22 protein-coding genes are annotated in these 20,931 nt (G+C 38.7%); 9 read left to right on the top strand and 13 right to left on the bottom strand.

Translation table 11 applies throughout. The features are described from left to right. Positions 1-42: 42 nt before the first annotated feature. Positions 43-612, top strand: coding sequence for a DUF2062 domain-containing protein (locus NL42_RS01005; protein WP_461311444.1), 570 nt, complete (start codon positions 43-45; stop codon positions 610-612). 32 nt (positions 613-644) lie between these two features. Here the strand turns inward: NL42_RS01005 and NL42_RS01000 are convergent, their stop codons facing one another. From NL42_RS01000 to NL42_RS00990, 3 genes are all read right to left on the bottom strand, one after another. Beyond that, on the bottom strand, positions 645-1,517 hold the full coding sequence (locus NL42_RS01000) for a 5'-methylthioadenosine/S-adenosylhomocysteine nucleosidase (RefSeq protein ID WP_016139111.1): 873 nt from the start codon (positions 1,515-1,517) through the stop codon (positions 645-647). Positions 1,518-1,661: 144 nt separating this feature from the next. Beyond that, entirely contained in the window at positions 1,662-2,852 is a 1,191-nt protein-coding gene (gene apbC / locus NL42_RS00995; RefSeq protein WP_461311442.1) for an iron-sulfur cluster carrier protein ApbC, read from the bottom strand. A gap of 144 nt (positions 2,853-2,996) precedes the next feature. Next, a complete protein-coding gene (locus NL42_RS00990; protein WP_461311441.1) occupies positions 2,997-3,497 on the bottom strand; it encodes a hypothetical protein in 501 nt (166 codons plus the stop codon). A gap of 395 nt (positions 3,498-3,892) precedes the next feature. On the opposite strand from NL42_RS00990, the gene metG reads away from it, so the two are divergent. Then, complete coding sequence (gene metG / locus NL42_RS00985; RefSeq protein ID WP_461311443.1) at positions 3,893-5,959, top strand: methionine--tRNA ligase; 2,067 nt, start codon at positions 3,893-3,895, stop codon at positions 5,957-5,959. Positions 5,960-6,067: 108 nt separating this feature from the next. Here the strand turns inward: metG and NL42_RS00980 are convergent, their stop codons facing one another. The 3 genes from NL42_RS00980 to NL42_RS00970 all read right to left on the bottom strand — a co-directional run bounded on the left by NL42_RS00980 (position 6,068) and on the right by NL42_RS00970 (position 7,357). Next, the gene (locus NL42_RS00980; RefSeq protein WP_461311440.1) at positions 6,068-6,403 is read right to left on the bottom strand and encodes an EF-hand domain-containing protein; all 336 of its coding nucleotides are present in this window, start codon (positions 6,401-6,403) and stop codon (positions 6,068-6,070) included. Beyond that, complete coding sequence (locus tag NL42_RS00975; protein ID WP_461311439.1) at positions 6,384-6,572, bottom strand: NF038215 family lipoprotein; 189 nt, start codon at positions 6,570-6,572, stop codon at positions 6,384-6,386. The genes NL42_RS00980 and NL42_RS00975 overlap by 20 nt, the downstream gene beginning before the upstream one ends. A 161-nt stretch (positions 6,573-6,733) precedes the next feature. Beyond that, positions 6,734-7,357, bottom strand: a complete 624-nt coding sequence (locus NL42_RS00970) for a LysE family translocator (RefSeq protein WP_016139116.1) — start codon at positions 7,355-7,357, stop codon at positions 6,734-6,736. Between the two features lie 178 nt (positions 7,358-7,535). Here NL42_RS00970 and NL42_RS00965 point away from each other — a divergent pair, with 178 nt between their 5' ends. The 5 genes from NL42_RS00965 to NL42_RS00945 all read left to right on the top strand — a co-directional run bounded on the left by NL42_RS00965 (position 7,536) and on the right by NL42_RS00945 (position 13,158). Beyond that, positions 7,536-8,105: a TetR/AcrR family transcriptional regulator gene (locus tag NL42_RS00965; protein ID WP_075383824.1), complete on the top strand. Its 570-nt coding sequence runs from the start codon at positions 7,536-7,538 to the stop codon at positions 8,103-8,105. After that, complete coding sequence (locus NL42_RS00960; RefSeq protein ID WP_049838187.1) at positions 8,102-9,745, top strand: MFS transporter; 1,644 nt, start codon at positions 8,102-8,104, stop codon at positions 9,743-9,745. The genes NL42_RS00965 and NL42_RS00960 overlap by 4 nt, the downstream gene beginning before the upstream one ends. A gap of 40 nt (positions 9,746-9,785) precedes the next feature. Continuing rightward, positions 9,786-10,895, top strand: a complete 1,110-nt coding sequence (locus NL42_RS00955; RefSeq protein WP_461311438.1) for an HlyD family secretion protein — start codon at positions 9,786-9,788, stop codon at positions 10,893-10,895. Positions 10,896-10,959: 64 nt separating this feature from the next. Beyond that, positions 10,960-11,832 (top strand): 1-aminocyclopropane-1-carboxylate deaminase/D-cysteine desulfhydrase, encoded by an 873-nt coding sequence (locus NL42_RS00950; RefSeq protein ID WP_461311437.1) that lies wholly within the window; start codon positions 10,960-10,962, stop codon positions 11,830-11,832. A gap of 126 nt (positions 11,833-11,958) precedes the next feature. After that, positions 11,959-13,158: a BaiN/RdsA family NAD(P)/FAD-dependent oxidoreductase gene (locus NL42_RS00945; protein ID WP_461311436.1), complete on the top strand. Its 1,200-nt coding sequence runs from the start codon at positions 11,959-11,961 to the stop codon at positions 13,156-13,158. A gap of 1 nt (position 13,159) precedes the next feature. On the opposite strand, the gene NL42_RS00940 is transcribed toward NL42_RS00945, so the two are convergent. From NL42_RS00940 to NL42_RS00930, 3 genes are all read right to left on the bottom strand, one after another. Beyond that, positions 13,160-13,330 (bottom strand): hypothetical protein, encoded by a 171-nt coding sequence (locus NL42_RS00940; RefSeq protein ID WP_004794296.1) that lies wholly within the window; start codon positions 13,328-13,330, stop codon positions 13,160-13,162. Between the two features lie 128 nt (positions 13,331-13,458). Next, positions 13,459-15,129 carry a mechanosensitive ion channel gene (locus tag NL42_RS00935; protein ID WP_461311435.1) on the bottom strand — a complete coding sequence of 557 codons (1,671 nt, stop codon included), beginning with the start codon at positions 15,127-15,129 and terminating at the stop codon, positions 13,459-13,461. A gap of 221 nt (positions 15,130-15,350) precedes the next feature. Further along, complete coding sequence (locus NL42_RS00930) at positions 15,351-15,584, bottom strand: hypothetical protein (protein WP_005302983.1); 234 nt, start codon at positions 15,582-15,584, stop codon at positions 15,351-15,353. A gap of 290 nt (positions 15,585-15,874) precedes the next feature. Here NL42_RS00930 and NL42_RS00925 point away from each other — a divergent pair, with 290 nt between their 5' ends. Next, a complete protein-coding gene (locus tag NL42_RS00925) occupies positions 15,875-16,294 on the top strand; it encodes a hypothetical protein (protein ID WP_171068138.1) in 420 nt (139 codons plus the stop codon). A 54-nt stretch (positions 16,295-16,348) separates the two neighbouring features. On the opposite strand, the gene NL42_RS00920 is transcribed toward NL42_RS00925, so the two are convergent. Then, the gene (locus NL42_RS00920; RefSeq protein WP_461311434.1) at positions 16,349-17,110 is read right to left on the bottom strand and encodes a ferredoxin--NADP reductase; all 762 of its coding nucleotides are present in this window, start codon (positions 17,108-17,110) and stop codon (positions 16,349-16,351) included. Between the two features lie 86 nt (positions 17,111-17,196). Between NL42_RS00920 and gigC the strand changes: the two genes are divergently transcribed. Then, positions 17,197-18,081, top strand: a complete 885-nt coding sequence (gene gigC, locus NL42_RS00915) for a LysR family transcriptional regulator GigC (RefSeq protein ID WP_016139126.1) — start codon at positions 17,197-17,199, stop codon at positions 18,079-18,081. Between the two features lie 206 nt (positions 18,082-18,287). On the opposite strand, the gene NL42_RS00910 is transcribed toward gigC, so the two are convergent. From NL42_RS00910 to nuoN, 3 genes are all read right to left on the bottom strand, one after another. Continuing rightward, on the bottom strand, positions 18,288-18,581 hold the full coding sequence (locus tag NL42_RS00910) for a cold shock domain-containing protein (RefSeq protein ID WP_016139127.1): 294 nt from the start codon (positions 18,579-18,581) through the stop codon (positions 18,288-18,290). Between the two features lie 117 nt (positions 18,582-18,698). Next, positions 18,699-19,334 (bottom strand): uracil phosphoribosyltransferase, encoded by a 636-nt coding sequence (gene upp, locus NL42_RS00905; RefSeq protein WP_003653460.1) that lies wholly within the window; start codon positions 19,332-19,334, stop codon positions 18,699-18,701. 100 nt (positions 19,335-19,434) lie between these two features. Beyond that, entirely contained in the window at positions 19,435-20,931 is a 1,497-nt protein-coding gene (gene nuoN, locus NL42_RS00900; protein ID WP_252610079.1) for an NADH-quinone oxidoreductase subunit NuoN, read from the bottom strand.

Here is a 20,931-nt window from a genome sequence, read left to right as displayed (position 1 = left end):
TTTCTGATTTTTTTATATAGAGCACCGCGCTCTACTACCTTAATGATTATGGCAAAGCACTTTTTTCAATCTTGGCTTCCCTCACCCGAGAAAGTTTCAAATATGAAATTTCTAAGGATTTTTGGTAAAAAGACCTTGAATCCTGTGCTTTGGTATGTCAATCGAAAATCAATTACCCGAGCTGTTTTTGTCGGAACCTTTTTTGGTTTACTGCCTATCCCTTTTCACAGTGTATTTATTGTGATGGCGGTCTTACTATTCGAAGTCAATTTACCCATTAGCTTAATGCTGGCTTGGCTAAGTAATCCTCTTACTCTAGTTCCTATTCTATATATCGGTTTTTGGTTTGGTGCGCATATTTTTCATGTGCATATGATCAATAAAGAAATGTTGCTAGGTGTATTGCACCAAATTTCCCGCTGGATTACTCATTTCGGGCACGGGCACATTGATTTTAGTCTTGCGAAAATTTTAATGACAGGCCTAGTTGTCGAAGCTTTCGTATTTGCCGTTATTTTATATCTGTCTACAGAAATTTTCTGGCGTTGGATGGTTATTAAAAACTGGAAAAGTAGACATCGTCTTAAAAAGCAAGAAAATGAGGCTTTATAAAAACTCCAATCTTCTTGCTTAGTTTTAAATTATTATTTTGGTAGTTTTGATTTCATATACTCTTCGGCCACATTGAGTACATACTCTTGGCAAGCCTCTCCTGTACCTGGGTCATAAGCTCCGTTATTTGTAATATTATTAGATAAGATTCGAATGCCTAAAAACGGAACATTCAACTGACTTGCGATTTGAGCAACTGATGCTGCTTCCATTTCCTCAACAGAAGTGCCATAACGCTGATGGAAAAATTGAATACGATCAAGTTCGTTATTCCAAACATCTGCTGAACCAATTGTTCCCTCAACCACCTCACCTTTGTCATAACGGACTTTATGTGCCGCCATTAATAACTCTTGGTCACCTTCAAATTTGCGTATTGCAATCGGTTCCGGATCAGACTCATCTGTTGGCAAAACATCAAAAGCTTCAACCCAAGTGAGTGAATTTGACCCAGCACCCAATGGCTGTTTAGGGGTTCTAAATGCACCAATATTGGTCGCATATTTTCCTAAAACAATATCGTAAACGTGTAGATCTGGATCGTGCCCACCTGCTGTTCCCTGATTAATGATCGCAATCGGTTTATAACGCTCGATAGCTAAAGCAGTTGCCGCAGCTGAGTTACTCATACCCATGCGAGTTTTAGAGATAATCATTGGATAACCGTTATAGGTACCCTTCCAGAATTTCCACCCACCAATTTCTTCAACAGTCTTATTCTCTAATTTTGAAGCCATTCTTTCCGATTCTACTGGCAAAGCACCCTGAATAATAATCGGCTGTAATTTCTGTTTTTGTTCCTGAACGGTTGGTGTTTGTGCAACAGAAGAATCGTCATTATTGCATCCGACTAAAAATAAGGCGCTACATAAACTGATCACGCCAAAAGCACATTTAAATTGCATTTTTTACCCTTTCTTTTTAAAAAGTGTAAAGTAGCAATCTACATGCCAATTTCAAGTTTAGCTTTGTTATTATAATTCAGTAATTTAATTTTTTATTTTAACCAGACAATAAAAAAACCCGACTTAAAGTCGGGCTTTAATAAATTAAAAAATCCGCTTGTCATCACGTGTACGTTGAGGAATTTTTTCAATCTGTTCCCACATAACTTTAGCAATATCAATATAACTATCAGCTGCATCATCCATTGCTACAACACTTGGTTTACCCTGATCGGCATGCTCACGGATCTGAGCATTTAGAGGCAAACGACCTAACAATGGAATGTGGTACTGTTCAGAGAGCTTGTCCCCACCACCAATACCAAAAATTTGTTCTTCATGACCACAATTCGAACAAATATGAGTCGACATGTTCTCAACAACACCTAATACAGGAATGCCAACTTTATTAAATAACTCAATGCCTTTTGTAGCATCTAATAAGGCAACATTTTGTGGTGTAGTCACAATGATTGAACCAGTCACTGGAATACGCTGTGCAAGGGTAAGTTGAATATCACCAGTACCAGGCGGCATATCAATCATCAATACATCTAAATCAGGCCAAAGAGTTTGATTAAATAATTGCATTAAAGCACCCGTTGCCTTCGGCCCACGCCACGCGACAGGTGTGTTGTTATCACCAGTTAAATGTCCAATCGATAACACCGCCATGCCATAGGCATCTAAAGGCACAAAATTTTCACTTTCAATAAGAGGAGTTTTGCCAGCATTTCCCAGCATAGTCGGAATACTTGGGCCATAGATATCGGCATCCAACACTCCAACTTTAAGCCCCATTTTTTGCAAAGCAAGCGCTAAATTGACAGTAGTTGTCGATTTACCAACGCCACCCTTACCTGACGAAACTAAAATAACATGCTTAATGCGAGGATGAAGTGGAACGTCTCTTTGTTGAGGAGCTGCTTTTTGAATAGGAGGATTATTTGGATCTGGTTCTGATTTAGGTGAAGCATCTAGCACAGGAGGTAAATTTGAACTTTCTTGTGTAGGGCGCTTCTGTTGAACTACATGCAGGTTTAGTTCTTCAATACCACACTTTTCCAAAGCCCCAGCCAAATCATCATGAATTTGCTGCAAGTGCTCTTTTTCATCAGGAAATGTATTAATGGTGAGTTGTAATACTCGACCTTGAACTTGAAGCTGACTAATGCGCTCTTTTAAAGCATCGTTTGAATACGGTAGTAAATAATTTTGGAGTACGGTTTGGATTTCATCTTCTTTCACTTCTTGTGCAGGTGAAAAAACAGACTTCAATGAAGAAAGCCAAGACATATTGTTTACTCCAAAACAGATCATTACAGCTTAATGGAGATAGTGTAACAGTATTGGTCCGCACTCGCTCACCTTGGGATGAATAATTACTCACTTACAATCTCATCTTTTAGGTGAGGAGTGCAGATTTTAGTTTAAATAAACTTATTCAGCAGAATCATGGTTTTTCAATTTATTTAACTTATCAGTTGCCGTTTTCTTCAACTCATCAAATTTTGCCGTTGCTTGAGTTTTTAACTCATCAAATTTTGTTGCAGCCTCATCTTTTAGCTCAGTTGCCTTAGCTTTGGCATCATCAAGTTTATGGCTCGCCTCAGTACGTAAATGATCGAACTTATCTTGCAAAGTATGCTGAGCATCCTCAAGTCTGCCTTTCAAATCATTTGCTTTATCTTCAACCGCCTCTTTACCAGCAGCTTGTTTCTCTTTTACATTTTCCTTTAAATCATCCAAAGCTTTTTCACCTTGAGCTTTTGCATCTGCCGCTTTTGCTTTTAATTCGTCTATCGTATCTTCAACAGCTTCTTTACCAGCAGCTTGTTTCTCTTTTACGTTTTCCTTTAAATCATCCAAAGCTTTTTCGCCTTGCACTTTTGCATCTGCTGCTTTTGCCTTTAAATCATCTAATTTATTTTCAGTAGTCATCGTTGTTATCCTCGTAGTTAATTCAAAAATTACCTGAATAAGTTATTAGTTATACATCTTTATGGCTTATTTTCTGAACGTAACTGCAATTTGAAACAAAGACAATACAGGAAGATTCAAATATTTTTTGATTTGTTTATCTGTTCCAAAGAGAAGCAACTTCTCAATTAAAATCCCATTTTTGCAACTACTGCTGACTCCCCAACAAAGATTATTATCCCGCCACTTAAGCATAGCTCTCATCTTACGCTCGGGAAAAGTATTGATCTTTGCTTATCCCACCACTCAAGCTTAGCTCTCGCCTTGCGCTCGGGCAAAGATTATTAATCTTTGCTTATCCTCGCTCATCAGTTAAAATCTTCCACCTTATAAATACGAATGAGAGAATGAAATCCGTGCGTAAAATTTTAGTCACTAATGCCCTTCCTTATGCTAATGGTCCAATTCATATGGGTCATTTACTCGGTTACATCCAGGCAGATATCTGGGTTCGTGCCATGCGGGCAATGGGTCATGATGTGACTTATGTATGTGCGGATGATGCTCATGGTACTGCCATCATGCTACGTGCTGAGGCAAACGGTATTAGCCCTGAGGAGCAAATTGCGAATGTTCAGAAAGAACATATTCGTGATTTTGATGGCTTCGGCGTACATTTCGATCACTATGATTCAACGCATAGCGATGCCAATAAAGCACGTTCAACAGATATCTATATTAAAAACCGTGAAGCTGGAAATATTGCAGTTCGTCCTGTAACTCAATTATTTGACCCAGAAAAAGGCATGTTCTTGTCTGACCGTTTCATTAAAGGTACATGCCCAAAATGTAAGTCAGAAGACCAATACGGCGACTCATGTGAAGTTTGCGGTACAACTTATAATGCAACTGAGTTACTTAACCCACGTTCAACGTTAAGCGGCGCAACACCAGTTGAAAAATCTTCAGATCACTATTTCTTTAAACTACCGAACTTTGCTGAGTATTTACAGAAATGGACCCGTGATGAAGGTCGCTTACCTGTTTCGATTGCAAACAAACTCGATGAATGGTTTGAATCGGGTTTAACGGATTGGGATATTTCTCGTGACGCGCCATATTTTGGTTTTGAAATTCCAGATGCACCAAATAAATACTTCTATGTTTGGGTAGATGCACCGATCGGTTATATGTCTAGTTTTGAAAATTACATCAAAACTAAACGTCCAGATTTAAACTTTGATGATTTCTGGAAAAAAGACAGTCAAAACGACGTTTACCATTTCATTGGTAAAGACATTGTTTATTTCCATGCATTGTTCTGGCCTGCAATGTTAGATGGTGCAAACTATCGCACTCCAACTGGTCTTTTTGTAAATGGTTTCTTGACTGTGAACGGACAAAAAATGTCTAAGTCTCGCGGTACTTTTATTAAAGCAGAGACTTATTTACAGCATTTAAATCCAGAATATTTACGTTACTACTTTGCATCTAAACTTTCAGATAAAGTTGAAGACTCTGATTTAAACCTTGATGATTTTATTCAAAAGGTAAATTCTGACTTAGTCGGTAAAGTCGTTAATATTGCTAGCCGTTGCGCTAAATTTATCAACAGTAACTTTAACAATACTTTATCCGCTGAATGCGCAGAACCTGAATTGGTACAAAGCTTTATTGATGCAGGTGATTCAATCGCTACAGCATATGAAGCACGTGAATTCTCAATGGCTATTCGTGAAATTATGGCGCTAGCTGACCGTGCAAACCAATATATTGACGAGAAAAAACCTTGGGCCCTTGCTAAACAAGAAGGTCAAGAACAACAAGTTCTTGATGTATGCTCGGTTGGTATCAACTTATTCCGTCAATTAGCGGTCTACTTAGCTCCTGTTCTTCCAACTTTGGCTGAGCAAGTTCAAAGTTTCTTAAAGCTTGAAAGCTTCAATTTCGATTCACGTAAACAAATTCTTGTAAGCCATGAGATTGCGCAGTTCCAACCACTGATGCAACGTGTTGATCCAAAAGCTGTTGCTGCAATGGTGGATGCATCTAAAGAGTCTTTAGGTACTCCTGCTCCAGAAGCAACTAAAGCGACGGCGAAAAAGGACAAAGCTGCCGAGAAAAAAGCGGCTCCTGTTCCAGCAGTGGGTGAAGCAGAAATCATTGGTATTGAAGACTTCTTAAAAGTTGACTTGCGTGTTGCTCAGGTCGTTGAAGCAGGTGCTGTGGAAGGTTCGGATAAATTACTTCAACTTACTTTAGACGTTGGCGAAGCTGAACCACGTAATGTATTCAGTGGTATTCGTAGCCAATACGCACCAGAAGACTTAAAAGGCAAACTGGTCGTTATGGTTGCTAACCTTGCACCACGTAAAATGCGTTTCGGTATTTCAAACGGAATGGTACTTGCTGCTGGAAATGGTGAAGGTATTTTCATTATTTCTCCAGATACAGGCGCAAAACCAGGCGATAAAGTTTCTTAATCAGCCTTAATAAAAAAGCTTCCTAAATTGGAAGCTTTTTTATTTTATAAATATCAGAAGTGAGTGAATCAAAATATTAAATAAATTTAGAAAGCGAGTGCTTTCAAATTATGACCACGGCCACCCTTCACAAGGGTTATTAAATAAAACATGTATGTTTCCTAACTCCTCATTTGTTAAATAACCATTCTTATTTTCATCTAAATAATGAAATAGCTCTGTTTGCTTGTTTTCACCTTGAAAACGTTTATCGCTCGGCCAGTTGTAAGGATAGAAATATTCAACACGTTGAAATTCTTTTAAGCTATACATCCCATCATGATTTAAATCATATTTTTCCTGAAAAAGCTCCCAATCTAAAGAAGCAGGTTCGCATGCACTTACCATATTCAAAATACAGTAAGTTGCACATCCAACAAGTAACCTAATAGTTAGATTGCTCATGATTATTCGCTTGTATATCGGAAATTTTGTAATCCTTTTCATGAACCGGAGTACCCACAATACTCATGGTACGTTCATTTGCCAGTGGTTGCTTGCTCATCGTTCTCATCTCACATCCTGTAGTTAAGATGAGAAAAACTACAGAAATGCTCACCATTAGTTTTTTCATAACGTGATCCTCATTTCTTTTTGTTTTATTTATTAAGTTACCACTTTTAAAGTGCTTAAGTGCTAAAAAAGATATTTCAATTTGTATATATTTTGCGCAAAATAAAGCCAGACTATAAACAGCTGGCTTAGGATTTTTTAGATATTTTAATTAAAGACTTATCACTTGAAGAAAATTAGCTTTAAACCCAATAGGCTCACAATGCTTCCAGCAACTCGGTCAACGCCAGTTTTTGCTTTTAAGTACATTGTTCTAGGCTTCTCTGAAGATAACAGCATTGCCACACATGAGTACCAACCAGCATCAATCATAAAACAAATCACTGGTAATGCGACGTAGTAATAATTTGGGATTTCTTTTGGCAACAAAGCAGTAAATACACTCGCTAGCACCACTGCAATTTTCGGATTACTTAACTGGGTAATTAAGCCATATCGATATGCCTGTTTATAAGTCATTTTCGATTTTGCATCGTTTTCAACTGCAATTGGTTCTTTGGCATGTTTAATAATTTTAAAAGCAAGCCATAGTAAATAAAGCCCACCACCGATTTTTAAAATCAAATATGCAGAAGGCACTGCCAATAAAACTGCTTGTAACCCCATAACAGCTAATAGACCAAACAGAGCTGCGCCTGTCCCCGTCCCTAATGCTGTAAACAACCCATGTTTACGTGATTTAGAAATTGAATTTTGCGCTACATAAATAAAGCTTGGCCCAGGGCTTATTGCTCCAAGCATCAATGCCATCGCAATTGAAAAAAGAGGAATAAGGGACTCAAACATTGTATTGACCTAGCATCACGCAATTGCGCGGTATTCTAGCAGCTTTTTATGACGCATATAAAAATGCAGAAGATATAAATGATGAAAATTGAATTTTCATGTTTTTACAATTTATATATTCACAACGGACAAAAATGTCCGTTAAATATATAACCTTTGAAACTCCCCAATCGATGACATGAGTAAACGTCAAAAAATTGCTGCCCAAAATCGGGATGAATTACTCAATGCAGCCGAAGAATGTTTTCGTATTCATGGCATTAATGTTCCCTTACAAGTTGTAATTGACCACGCTGGGGTCGGCAGAGCAACTTTTTACCGCAACTTTTGTGATCGCAAGGCTTTAATTAGCGCGCTTTTAGAGCGTGCGATTACACAGCTAGAGCAAAAAGCAGCTCATTTTCAACAATTCGAGGACGGTTTATTTCGTTTAATTGAAGGACACATTGGGCAACTTCCCAAGCTCGCAATTTTGCAAGATTTTTGGAGAGTAATTGATCGACAAGACCCAATTATGTTAAAAATTTATGAACGGCGAAATAATGCACTTAACCCACTGATTGAAAATGCGATAGAACAAAAACTGTGCCGAGCTGATCTAACTGCCGATGACTATGCAATGGTCACTGCAATGTTGGGTTCTTCATTTCAAGGACATGAGCCAGAAGAACAGACTCGCTTAGCAAAACGAGCAATTGAATTACTATTTCACGGTATTCAAATACAAAAAATTCGAGGGATAGAATGAGTAAAACGCCTCGTTATTTAGAAACACCACCCGACTGGACACCAGAAGAGCAACCGACTCTACCTGGTTCACCAGCAGCTATTGCGCATTCTGTACCTAAGCGATTTATTTACTTTTTTATTGGTTTATTTATCGCCCTTTCGGCAAGCTTAAGTAATGGTTTTATTACAGCAAATTTACCCTTAATCCAAGGTGAATATGGCCTGACGCCTTCCGAAGCTGCTTGGCTGCCTGCGGCATATGTCATGGCAAATGTCAGTTCAAACCTGATTTTGTTTAAAGCCAGACAACAATATGGCTTGAGAGTATTTTCAGAAATAGGGCTGGTTATTTTTATTGCCGTGCTTGTTTTGCATATTTTTGTACACACCTATGAAATGGCACTATTCGCACGGGTTGTTGCAGGTTTAGCTGGTGCACCACTAAGCTCATTAGGTATGTATTACACCATGCAAGCTTTTAAAAAAGCAGACATGGCAAAAGGTATATATATCGCCTTCGGCTTTCAGCAACTTGGCGTACCGTTGGCTTGGATTATTTCTCCATTTCTTGTCAGTACAGACAGTTGGTCTGTTCTTTACACCTTTGAGCTTGGTTTAGCACTTTGTTGTTTAGCCATGGTTGTTTCATTGAAATTACCACGTAGCTTACGAATTTATGTTTTTGAGAAACAAGATTTCTTTACCTTTGCTTTATTGGCTCCAGGTTTTGCCTGCTTATGTATTGTGCTCACCCAAGGTCCAATTTTATGGTGGTTTAATAGCGAATGGCTCGCTTACGTCTTGATTGCAGGTTTTAGCTTAGTTGTTTTAGGTTTGCTCTATGAACACTATCGCGCCAATCCATTAATTATGACACGTTGGTTAGGCGCCTCTTCAACCCTACGTTTCATTTTTGGTGCTTTTGCTATTCGACTTTTAATGTCTGAACAAAGCTATGCTGCTGTTAACTTCTTAAAAACTATGGGAATGGGTCCTGACCAATTTGTGCCACTCTATGTTGTCATATTGGTAGGGATTTTAAGCGGAACACTTTTTAGTGCACTTACTTTTTCACGCGAACGAATTATCTTCCACTTACTTTTTGCAGAGTTCCTCATTCTGGTTGCTTGTGGACTAGATTATCACTTAACCAGTGATGTCCGACCTGTGAATTTCTTTGCCAGTCAGTTTCTAGTCGGTTTTGCTGGTGGTCTATTTATTGGTCCATTACTTCTTATTGGCTTTGCGCAAACGCTTGCTAAAGGCCCATCTTACGTAGTGACCTTTATCGTATTATTTTCTGCTACCCAAACTTTCGGTGGTCTTGTTGGGTCTTCTTTCTTCTCGACCTATCAACAACATCGTACGCAAAACTATCAGGCAGAGATTATTAAAGATTTAGAACAAGCAGACCCTCTAGTCGCTCAAAGGCTCTCGACCTATCAACGCAGTGCATCCATCACCACTACTGATCCAGCATTACAAACAGCTCAATCCATGCGCTCACTTAACCAAGTGGTCACTCGTGAAGCCCAAGTTCGTGCCTACAATGATGTTATTGCTTTAAACGGTATTTTTGCCGTCGCCCTACTCTTATGGGGTGGATTTAATATTGCACGTAGTAAATATCTACAACGCAGAGGAATTAGCCGTCCTTAATGGCTTTCGTATTTGATGAAATAGAAATTGAGATTGATATATGTCAGATGATCAAAACAAACCAGAACCAACACCAGCTCAGGCACCCGCCAACGAGCCTGCACCTGCAAGTAAACTGATTCCGACAAAACGCTCAACACTGTTATGGATGTTAGGTGTTCTTATTGTCGGTATTTTAGTGATTTTATGGGCTTGGAGAATCGGGCCGTTTGCAACGAGTGTTCAGCAAACTGACAATAGTTATGTCAAAGGTAAAACCACGATTTTATCTTCACAAATTAATGGCTACGTTAAAGATGTAGTCGTTAAAGACTTTGACCACGTTAAAAAAGGTCAAGTGCTCATGCATATTGATGCAACCACTTACGACCAAAAAGTAACACAAGCAGCATCAGGTGTTGAACAAGCTAAAAATACCTTAGCTAATCAAACTCAATCCATTGCCCAAAAACAAGCTGATATTGTTGCAGCGCAAGCCAAAGTGGATCAAGCCAAAGCTCAATATGAACTTTCTTTAGCCCAGCTTAAGCGCTATCAACAGCTAGGAAATAGTGGCGCAGCTTCTAAATCTGAGCAAGATAAAGCCGCGGCAGATGCTGAAAATAACCTTGCAGCACTGAAGCAAGCAGAAGCCAATGTGTTAGTTGCAAATGAAGCACTTAAAACAGCACAGGTTGCAGAAGCGGGTTTAGAAGCACAAGTTTCAAGTGCTAAAGCACAGTTAGACCAAGCACAAACCACCAAAGACTATAGCGTTATTGTTGCTCCGATGGATGGCCAACTTGGTGAAGTTAACCCTCGTGTTGGGCAATATGTAGCAGCAGGCTCACAGTTACTTTACCTCATTCCACAGCAAACTTGGGTGATTGCCAATTTCAAAGAAACCCAAATTGCCAATATGCGGATTGGTCAGAAAGCATGGTTTACAGTCGATGCGATGAAACACAAAAAATTTACAGGACATGTTGAGCAGATCTCGCCTGCTGCGGGTTCCGAGTTCAGTGTGTTAAAACCTGACAATGCGACAGGTAACTTTACTAAAGTTGTGCAACGAATTGCCGTACGCATTACTATTGATCCAAATCAGGAAGGAATGGAACATTTACGTCCTGGCATGTCAGTGGTTACTTCTGTCGATACAAATTCGTAAACAGCTTTTTAAAGTTCTATCTAAAAAGTTACAATGTGATCAATCATTATTTTCTCAATTTCTAATGTTTGATCACATTGCTCAATCAGTTCCTTATCAACATATTCAACTCCCCTATTCCCTGCATCTCGACATTAAGCGGTTAGATTTAATTCACCCCCAAATCTCGGGTAATAAATTTTTCAAACTAAAATACAATCTGCTTGCCGCAAAACAACAAGCGTTATCACGCGTTTTGACTTTTGGTGGGGCTTATTCAAATCATATTGCCGCAACTGCGTATGCAGCTCATCTTTTTGGCTTTAAAAGTATAGGCATTATTCGTGGGGAAGAATTAGCAACCCAGCCTCTTAACCCAACCTTGGCAAAAGCTCAAAGTTTAGGAATGCATTTACATTTTGTCTCGCGCACTGAATATCGTTTGAGAGATGATGCAAACTATCTTCAACAATTACACAATCAATGTCCTGAAACTTTCATTATTCCTGAAGGCGGTTCTAATCAGCTAGCCGTGCAAGGTTGTCAGGAAATTCTCAGTCAAAGCGATTTGCAAAACTATGATGTCATTTGCTGTGCAGTCGGAACTGGTGGGACTATTTCAGGGCTGATTGAACGAAGCGCACTGCATCAAAAGGTTCTAGGATTTTCAGCATTAAAAGGCGACTTTCTACAACAAGATATTATGCAGTGGACTAAAAAACAGAATTGGTCACTGACAGATGCTTATTGCTGCGGGGGTTATGCGAAAACTTCACCTGAGTTATTGGCATTTATAGAAAATTTCGAAGAACAATACGCTGTACCCCTTGAACCGATCTATACGGGAAAAATGATGTTCGGTCTGTTTGACCTTATCAAAAACAATTACTTTCCTGAAAGAACACGTATTCTAGCAATTCATTCTGGTGGGTTACAGGCAGATATAAGAAATAAATAATATCAATTACTTACTCATTTTCAAACCGCGTCGTTCTCTACCGTTATAAATGTCTTTAGCACGCCTAAGGCTCGGCATGGTAGTATATGCCCCTTTTAAATTTTCCAGATTAATCGAGAATCTCTTATGTCTAACAGTCATGTCGATGTCATTGTCTTAGGTGCAGGTGCTTCTGGACTCATGTTGGCTGCACATGCTGCTAAACGCGGGCGCTCGGTTTTAATTTTAGAAAAAGCCAATAAAATTGGTAAAAAGATTTTAATGTCAGGTGGCGGTAAGTGTAACTTTACCAATCTATATGTCGAACCTGACAATTATATTTCTCATAATCCGCACTTCGTTATTTCTGCCCTGTCACGCTATAGCAACTGGGACTTTATCGGTTTGGTATGTGATTATAAAATTGCCTATGAAGAACGTAAACATGGGCAATTATTTACGCTAAACGGCGCTAAAGAAATTTTAGAAATGCTTGTGAATGAGTGTAATAAAACCAAAAATGTAGATATTCAAACCCATTGCGAAGTTGGCCAAATTACGCCATTGGAAAAAGGTGGATTTTCACTAAACACCAATCAAGGACATTACACTTGTGATTCTGTAGTGATTGCCACTGGGGGCTTATCGATTCCAACATTAGGCGGTTCTGGTTTTGGCTATGAACTGGCACAAAAATTTGGACATCAAGTTTTTCCAACTCGTGCAGGTTTAGTTCCATTTACTTTTTCAGATCACATTAAAGAAGTCACTACACGCTTAAGTGGTAATGCTTTGGATGTGACGTTAAGCAACTCAAAAAATAGCTTTACTGAAGCGTTATTATTTACCCACCGTGGCTTAAGTGGACCAAGTTCTTTGCAGCTTTCAAACTATTGGAACTCAGGAGAAAGTTTTAAAATTGACTTCTTCCCTAGCCAAGATTTAGCGACCTATTTAAAAGATAAAAAGAAAGCACAGCCTAAAGTTTTATTACGTACTCTTCTTAATGAGTTTACTGCCAAAAGTATTATCCAAGAGTTACAACAACTCATCTGGCCAGAACAGAGCGAAATTGCGATTGGCAATATCAGTGATGCACAGCTAGATCATATTGCCGAACAGTTACATGGCTTTGCAGTTAAACCTTCTGGAACAGAAGGATATCGTACCGCGGAAGTTACTTTAGGCGGAATAGATACAACTGAAGTATCTTCCAAGACCATGGAAAGTAAAAAGCAGAAAGGACTGTTTTTTGTTGGAGAAGTGCTCGATGTAACTGGGCATTTAGGAGGCTACAACTTCCAGTGGGCTTGGTCTTCTGCCTATGCTGCTGCCCAATATGTATAAGCTAATTTGAGTTTTTCGAACTACTTGATGCGTTCGATGAATCTTGTGGCTGAGAAGTAGTCTGTTTTGAGCTTTCCGACTTACTAAATACAAATTTATAAGCACTTGCTAAAAAACCCACCGTAATTCCGGCAATGACAATCGGTGCTAAAAAACGACCTGGTTTCTTCATCGTATTTTCCTCACTTATTTGTTTTTATAACGGCCAAAAAAGAACGACCACTCAATATAGAGTGGTCGAACTTATCACAAAAATCAAAGATTTTTTGTACTGTTTATCTGAAATTTAATTTAATTCCCTTAAATTTCATCATTTTCGCCTGTAGAACCAAACGGTTTATTTACAGGAAGGTGCGCTGGATTCACCTGTACAGAATCTGCTGGTTTTGCATCAGATGGAGCTGTTGATGGTGGAGTTGTTGGCGTAGATGTAGTTGTTGACGTACTTGGAGCTGAACTACTCGTACTAGAAGGCGGTTGATAAAGAGGATTTGGTTGATTCGCTTCTTTTTTCGCTTTATCAAGTAAATCAGTTAAAAGTCGTTCTGCTGGTTGGCGACCACCTAAACCGAATGCAAGAGCGAAAGCCACTGCAACCGCGCCTAGAGTCAAACCAAATGCAAGGTTAACAATTGAATCTGCAATACCCATCGCTCTTAAACCAAGCGCAAGTACCAGCCCAATAATTAAAACACGAACTAAACTAGCTAACCAACGCGAGCTATTATATTCACCACGTTGAACTACATTCGCTACAACATTCGCTAGCCAGAAACCAATCACTAGAATTACAGCACCCAATAGAATGTTTGCACCGAAATGGATAAACATTGCAATTAGACCACTGATTTGATCGAAACCAAGACGATCCGCTGCTTCAGATACTGCAAACAGCATAGTAAAGAATACAATTAGCCAACCAACTGCATTAGAAACTTTAGTTTGACCTAAAAAGCGTTGTACATCTAATTTTGCAGGAATTTCATCAACACCAGTTCCAGCAATTAACTCTGCAACCAAACGCCCAACAAAGTGAGAAACAATATAGGCAACCAGTAAAATTAAACCAGCCGCAATAATGTTTGGAATTGCTTGCAAGATTTCATTTAGCATTGCTGTTGCAGGCTGAGAAATTGTCTCAATCCCTAGAGCTTCGAACGCTACAATTAATGTAGTAATGATGATGATTGCGAAAACAAATGAACCTAAGAATTTGCCTACATTAGAACTTTTGAAAAGACCAATTTTTTCAGCTTGAGCTTGAACACCTAAGCTATTTACTAGACCTTCAACAATACCACGTACAATTTTTGCCAAGATATAACCAACAAAAACGATAACGCCAGCAATAAAGATATTTGGTAAGAAAGCTACGGCATCATTTACCATATTTTGAACTGGAATGAGTAAGCCTGTTAATCCTAATATTGACAGAACAATCGGAAGGAAAAGTAACAATACAAGCCAGTAAAGAATTTCACCAATATTCTGGCTAATTCCACCTACACCCACTTCACTGCTTAACTTATCATCGAGTTGGGTTCTGGATAAAACATTGGTAATGCCTGCCCGCACCAGTCGAGCAACGATCCAACCAATAAAACCCACCACCACAGCAGCAATAATATTTGGAATGTAGACCAGTACCTGATTGACCATATTGCTGAATGGGCCACTCACTCCACTAATGTTGAGCACATTTAGAGCCGCGACAACAGCTAAAATCAGAATAAACCAGAATACAACCTTGGAGATCAGGCCTTCAATATTTGGCGCTCGGCCAGTAGCTGAAGATAGTTTGGCATTGGTATTTACTTTTTGTAGAAACTTTTTCACACCTGCTGCTACTAATAAAGCAATTATCCAACCCACTAATAAGATTACTACTGCAGCCAGAATAGGATGAAACTGATCCCAGTAATACATCGCATCAAATTGAGCGCCGCGAGGCCCATCAAAAAATTCATTCATATTGTTATGTCCTCAATTGTTATGTTCTTTTCAGTGTTATCTCTAGGAAACACCATTCGTTGTAAAAAATGACGATGAATGCGGTCTATCTCACATTATGTTTTGAATATTTTCTAATCAACACACTTCTGCATAAATACAACAAATTGATGCAAAAGGTTGCAAAAAAGCCTTCAGGTTTACACCTAAAGGCTTGATATCAAGATAAACTGATTCGCTTACTACCCTGTGTAGGTCTTTAAATTCAAATCAGAACTACCCTTAATTACATGTGGTGTGGTCTCATTTTGAAAAGCACCTTCTTGTTTAGGAGTCTGGTTGTGGTCAGCAACCATATAGACAATAAGTGCAAGAAGAAAAAGCCCAACAATAATTAAAATATAAACTGGCAATCTTCTTTTTTTCGCAGTTTCTTCAGGACTCGTCACATGAGGTGGTTTTGAAAAGTCATGCATCTTCTTTCCCCTCTTCTATTATCATTAACTTTATATTCATCATAGCAATTTGCTTTGTTGCATTGTGTGAAAAAGCATTATTCGAAGGTGTCTGTGATTGCAAAACTCTACTTTTAAAATAATAAAAACAGTATAAAATTTGCACACATTAATTTAGACAATTAAAAATAATTTCTCGTAATTCACCAGCTTCGTCTATGTCCCATTTGTAATACAATATGTTTTAGCGCTTACTTTTTATAAAATAGGCTATAATAAGCCCCCTTGTTTTAAAGCTGCTCTATTTTATGATGTATCGTCAGCAAAACGTAACTCTTGATCTCGACACTGACGTCACACATCAATGTTATTTACACCAGACGAGAGATGAACATCTCATTGGTATTATTGAATTTAATAAACCAAGTTATGAACTCAAATGGGGTGATCTAGAGTATTTTCGTCGTCGTACTGAAGAATTTTCAGTGATGCCTTTTCCTGACTGCATTAATGCCATGATTGTTGATATTCGTAATATCAATATTTTTCTGGATAATGAAGTTCCGATTTTACCTTGGCGTTTACTTGAAGAAGACTGTCCTGTTCGTTTAGTTGTTCCCCAAGACCGTTTAGAACATTATGCAGGTCTTTTTGAACCAACTTGGCTTTCAAGCGATGTAGACAGTGCAATTTCTGAAATTCGTGAATTTATGGATATGTTTGTCCATTAATAAACATATCCATAAAATAATTTTAAAGTTCTTTTAATTGTTAATTGTCGTTTGTTACCAGTAATTTTCTACTGCAATATTTCCCTCACCTCGACGATTCATCGTCAAACCACGACGTTTTAAAGCATCTTTCGTGTCATCTACCATTTCTGGGTTTCCACAAAGCATGACATGGCTTGTTGCAGGGCTTAATTCGATACCAGCAACTTTTTCTAATTCACCGTTCTCAATCAAAACTGGCAAACGGTCATGTAACTGGGCTGATGGATCACGAGTGATAATTGAAATAAATTTAAAACCGACGTGCCCTTCCCCAAAAGTTTCAGCAATCTCTTGAATACGATCAACATAAGCTAATTCGGCAGCTGTACGCACACTGTAGACCAAATTAATCTTTTGATATTTTGACCATGTATCAAAGTCTTGCAGCATCGACAAAAACGGTGCTAAACCAGTACCCGTTGCCAATAACCATAAATCATGCGGTAAAGGCTGTTGATAGCGAGCTAAGGTAAGATAACCATAAGGTATTTTTTCTAAGTAAAGCTCATCACCTACCTTCAAATGTTGAAGATTTGAGGTAAATGCACCGTCAGGTACCACAATCGAGAAAAATTCTAGCGTTTCATCAAATGGAGAAGACACCACCGAATAGGCACGAACAACAAGTTCATCCCCAACTTTCAGTCCAATACGCGCAAATTGCCCAGCAGTAAATTTAAAATGTGCAGGGCGAGTCATGGTGAAACTAAAAAGGGTTGGGGTCCAGCGGTGTACAGATAAGACTTTTTCTACGCTAAATTTTTCAATTGACATGATTTCAACGTGGCATGAAATAGTGCGCTCATGTTAGCATGACAGTCGAAATAATGAATACTTTTAAACGTTAAGGCTTTTTAAACATGCGCATGACATTACGCCAGTTGGCTGTTTTTGTAGCAGTCGCTCAAGAAGGAACTGTCACCAAAGCCAGTGAAGCGGTCAGACTGACGCAAAGTGCAGCAAGTATGGCTTTAGCCGATTTAGAGGATGGTCTTGGTGCTCCTCTATTTGATCGTTTAGGTAAACGACTACAACTTAATGATCTTGGTCGCTTTCTATTGCCTCAAGCACTAGAAATATTAGGTCGCTGTGAAGCTTTTGAGCAAGCTGCAAAAGGTGAGTTACAAAGCATTGATTTACGTATTGGGGCAACTCTAACGATTAGTGATTATCTCATGCCAGATTTAATGGCGAACTTTTTACAGTATCACCCCAAAGCGCACCTGCAATTACAGGTGGGCAACACACGCCAAATGATTGAAGCAGTCAATCAGTTTCAGCTTGATTTGGCATTAATTGAAGGCTCGTGTCACCTGCCTCAACTTCAATGTATTCACTGGCGAGATGACGAGCTTGCAGTATGCTGCTCCCCTAATCATCCTCTAGCACGTTTAAATCGACCTTTAACAGCACATGATTTTTATCAGGTTGAATGGATTTTACGTGAAGAAGGCTCGGGAACTCGTGAAGTATTTGATAATGCTATTTTGCAAGACCTCCCAGACGCTAATATTCGCCTAACCCTAGGTCACAATGAAGCAATCTTGAAAATAGTTGCTGGTGGTTTAGGAATGTCTTGTATCTCTAAACTCGCTATTGAACCTTTAATTGAAAAAGGACAACTCGTTATTTTAGAAACACCATTTTGGCAACTTACTCGCCCACTTTACATGTTGGTACACCGTCAGAAATACCAAGGTCCTGGCCTCAAAGCATTCTTACAATTCTGTGAAGATCAAGTTTAAGACCTGATCTTCTAATGCCATCTTGAGTCATTTTCACAAGGCTCACCATTCTTTTCATTTTATTATTTATTGCTTAAGACAATTAAGGGAAGCTTACACCTCCCTTAATTTTGTATTACTTACTCGTTCTGCACGCGATCAAAAATCTTTTTTGCCGCTCTTAGCTAAACTCGACACCAAGCTAGCTTTGAAGATTGAGAACATGATTAACGTCGGAAATGTGATAACAACTCTGACGTAATCGCTTTATTATGATCGGTGATTTGAGTTTTTTTGGTTTTAGACGGATTAGGATCGATACGCTCAATCTTAATAGCCTTAAATTTCCCCTGATTATCTACAGCAAGAAATTTCACTTTTTCATTTCTTTTCGGTTCCCCTTCTGATGCAGGAAAATCCGAAATATGAAAGAAAATATCTCCTTCAGCCGTTCCAATAAAACCAAATCCTTTTTCAGGATCATATTGTTTAACTTTTCCGGTATAAAACTCTTGCTTCATGATCTTTACCTTACTTTTTCAATACTGATATTACAGCAGAAAATTAAAAAGAGACTTTCAATCCGCCCTCAAAACTTTACGGTTTGATTAAGTCTCTTTTTATCGTTATTTCAAAAATTAGTCTTTTTGGACACTACCAAAAATTTTATCGCCCGCATCACCTAAGCCAGGAACAATATAGCCTTGTTCATTTAAGCCATTATCAATAGATGCTGTATAAATTTGGACATCCGGATGAGCTGCTTCAACCTTAGCAACACCTTCTGGAGCAGCAACTAATACCATAACACGTATATCTTTACAGCCACTTGCCTTTAACACATCAATGGCAGCAACTAATGAGTTACCTGTTGCCAACATTGGATCGATAATCATTGCAAGACGATTAGCAACATCTGGAACTAGTTTTTTATAATAAGTACGAACTTCTAGTGTTTCTTCATTACGTTCGAGACCTAAAACACTCACTTTTGCACTTGGAATCAGATTAAGCACGCCATCCAGCATACCAATGCCTGCACGTAAAATCGGTACAATCGTTATTTTTTTACCAGCAATACGCTGCGTAGTAACTGTTCCAGCCCATCCATTAATTTCACAATCCACAACTGGTAAATCTTTTGTTGCTTCATAAGTCAACAACATAGTCACTTCCTGCGCAAGCTCACGGAAATTCTTAGTGCTGATGTCAGAACGACGTAACAAACCTAATTTATGACGAATAAGTGGGTGACGAATTTCTTGAATGGCCACAGATGTTACCTAAAAATATAAAAACGTATTTATTATAATCTTTTTTTAATGCTCAATAAAAAAAAGCCTCCGGATTTGGAGGCTTTTTTGTACACTAGAATTAATGTTGTTGCGAAAGCATGAAATGTAATGGAGATAAAATTTCTGCTTTTAATGCCAAATTAATCATTGGATCTGGGTAAACACCCAAAATAATAACTAATGCAGCAGCAGCCAATACCATTAAACCACCTACTTTTTGACCCCAATGAGCATCTGCATCAATACGAGGAGTTTCTGGTGGTGTCATATACATTACAACCATCACACGTAAGTAGTAGTACAAACCAATACCACTACCCACAATAATCATTGCAGCCAAGAACCAGTGTTGAGTTGTTACAGCAGCCATTACCACCAAGAACTTACCAATGAAGCCTGCTGTTAATGGAATACCAGCCAAAGATAACATCATGACTGTTAAAGTTGCTGTAAGTACTGGACGACGCCAGAACAAACCACGGTAGTCTGCAAGACTTTGTGCTTCATCTACGTTGTTATATGGGCTAGACATTAACGCTACCGCACCAAAAGCACCGATAGTTGTTAATACATAAGACACCACATAGACAGTTACGCTACCCAAGCTCGCATAAGTCATGCTAATTAAAGCAATTAACAAATAACCAAAATGAGCAATAGATGAATAACCAAGAATACGTTTTAAGTTAACTTGACGAACAGCGAGTAAGTTACCAACTAAAATCGACAATACTGCAATGATTGTCAAAATAGTAACTAACGAATCCACCATAATTGCGCCTGAAGCAAGCATATAGCGCACGAACAAACCAATTGTTGCAACTTTAGCAGCGGTCGCCAAGAAAGTTGCCATTGGTGCTGGTGCACCTGCATATACATCTGGTGTCCATTTATGGAACGGTGCAAGCGATAATTTAAATGCAACAGCAAAGATAATGAGTGCTAAGCCTAATAACACCATTGGCTGTTTGATTGCGCCAAATAAAGCCTGTACAGAATCATAGAATGAAAGTGAACCAGTATATGCATAGATGTATGCCATACCCATCAACAACATTGCAGAAGCAGTCGCTGAAAGTACAAGATATTTAATACCAGCTTCAAGTGAACTACTACGTTGATAAGTATAAGCAAGTAAGCCGTATACAGGGATCGACATTAACTCAAGGCTAATGAAGAACGATGCATAGTGAGAACTTGCAACCATCAACATTGCACCTGCTACTGAAGCAAGTAACAAAAGGTAGAGTTCTTCGCGGTTGTCTTTATAGGTTTCGATGTAAGCGTGAGACAAAGTACAACAAGCCAATGCCGCAATCAAAATCATAAACTGATAGAACATGGTAAATGGATCAACCATAAACATGCCCATCACATTTGCCGGTACAAACTTACCGCCAAATACTGCAAATAAAATATAAAGTGCAGCGAGGTTTAAACCAACAACAGAAGCTGTTGCGATTAAATTATGATTACGCTTAATTGAAATTAACAGCATGACGACGATTGTTGTCAAAGCAACAATCATCACCGGAGCTAAAGGCATAAGCGTAGCAAGTGATACTGTGAAGTTCAT

It is taken from the genome of Acinetobacter sp. GN11 (genome assembly GCF_054823985.1).
This window is presented reverse-complemented; position numbering and strand designations above follow the sequence as displayed.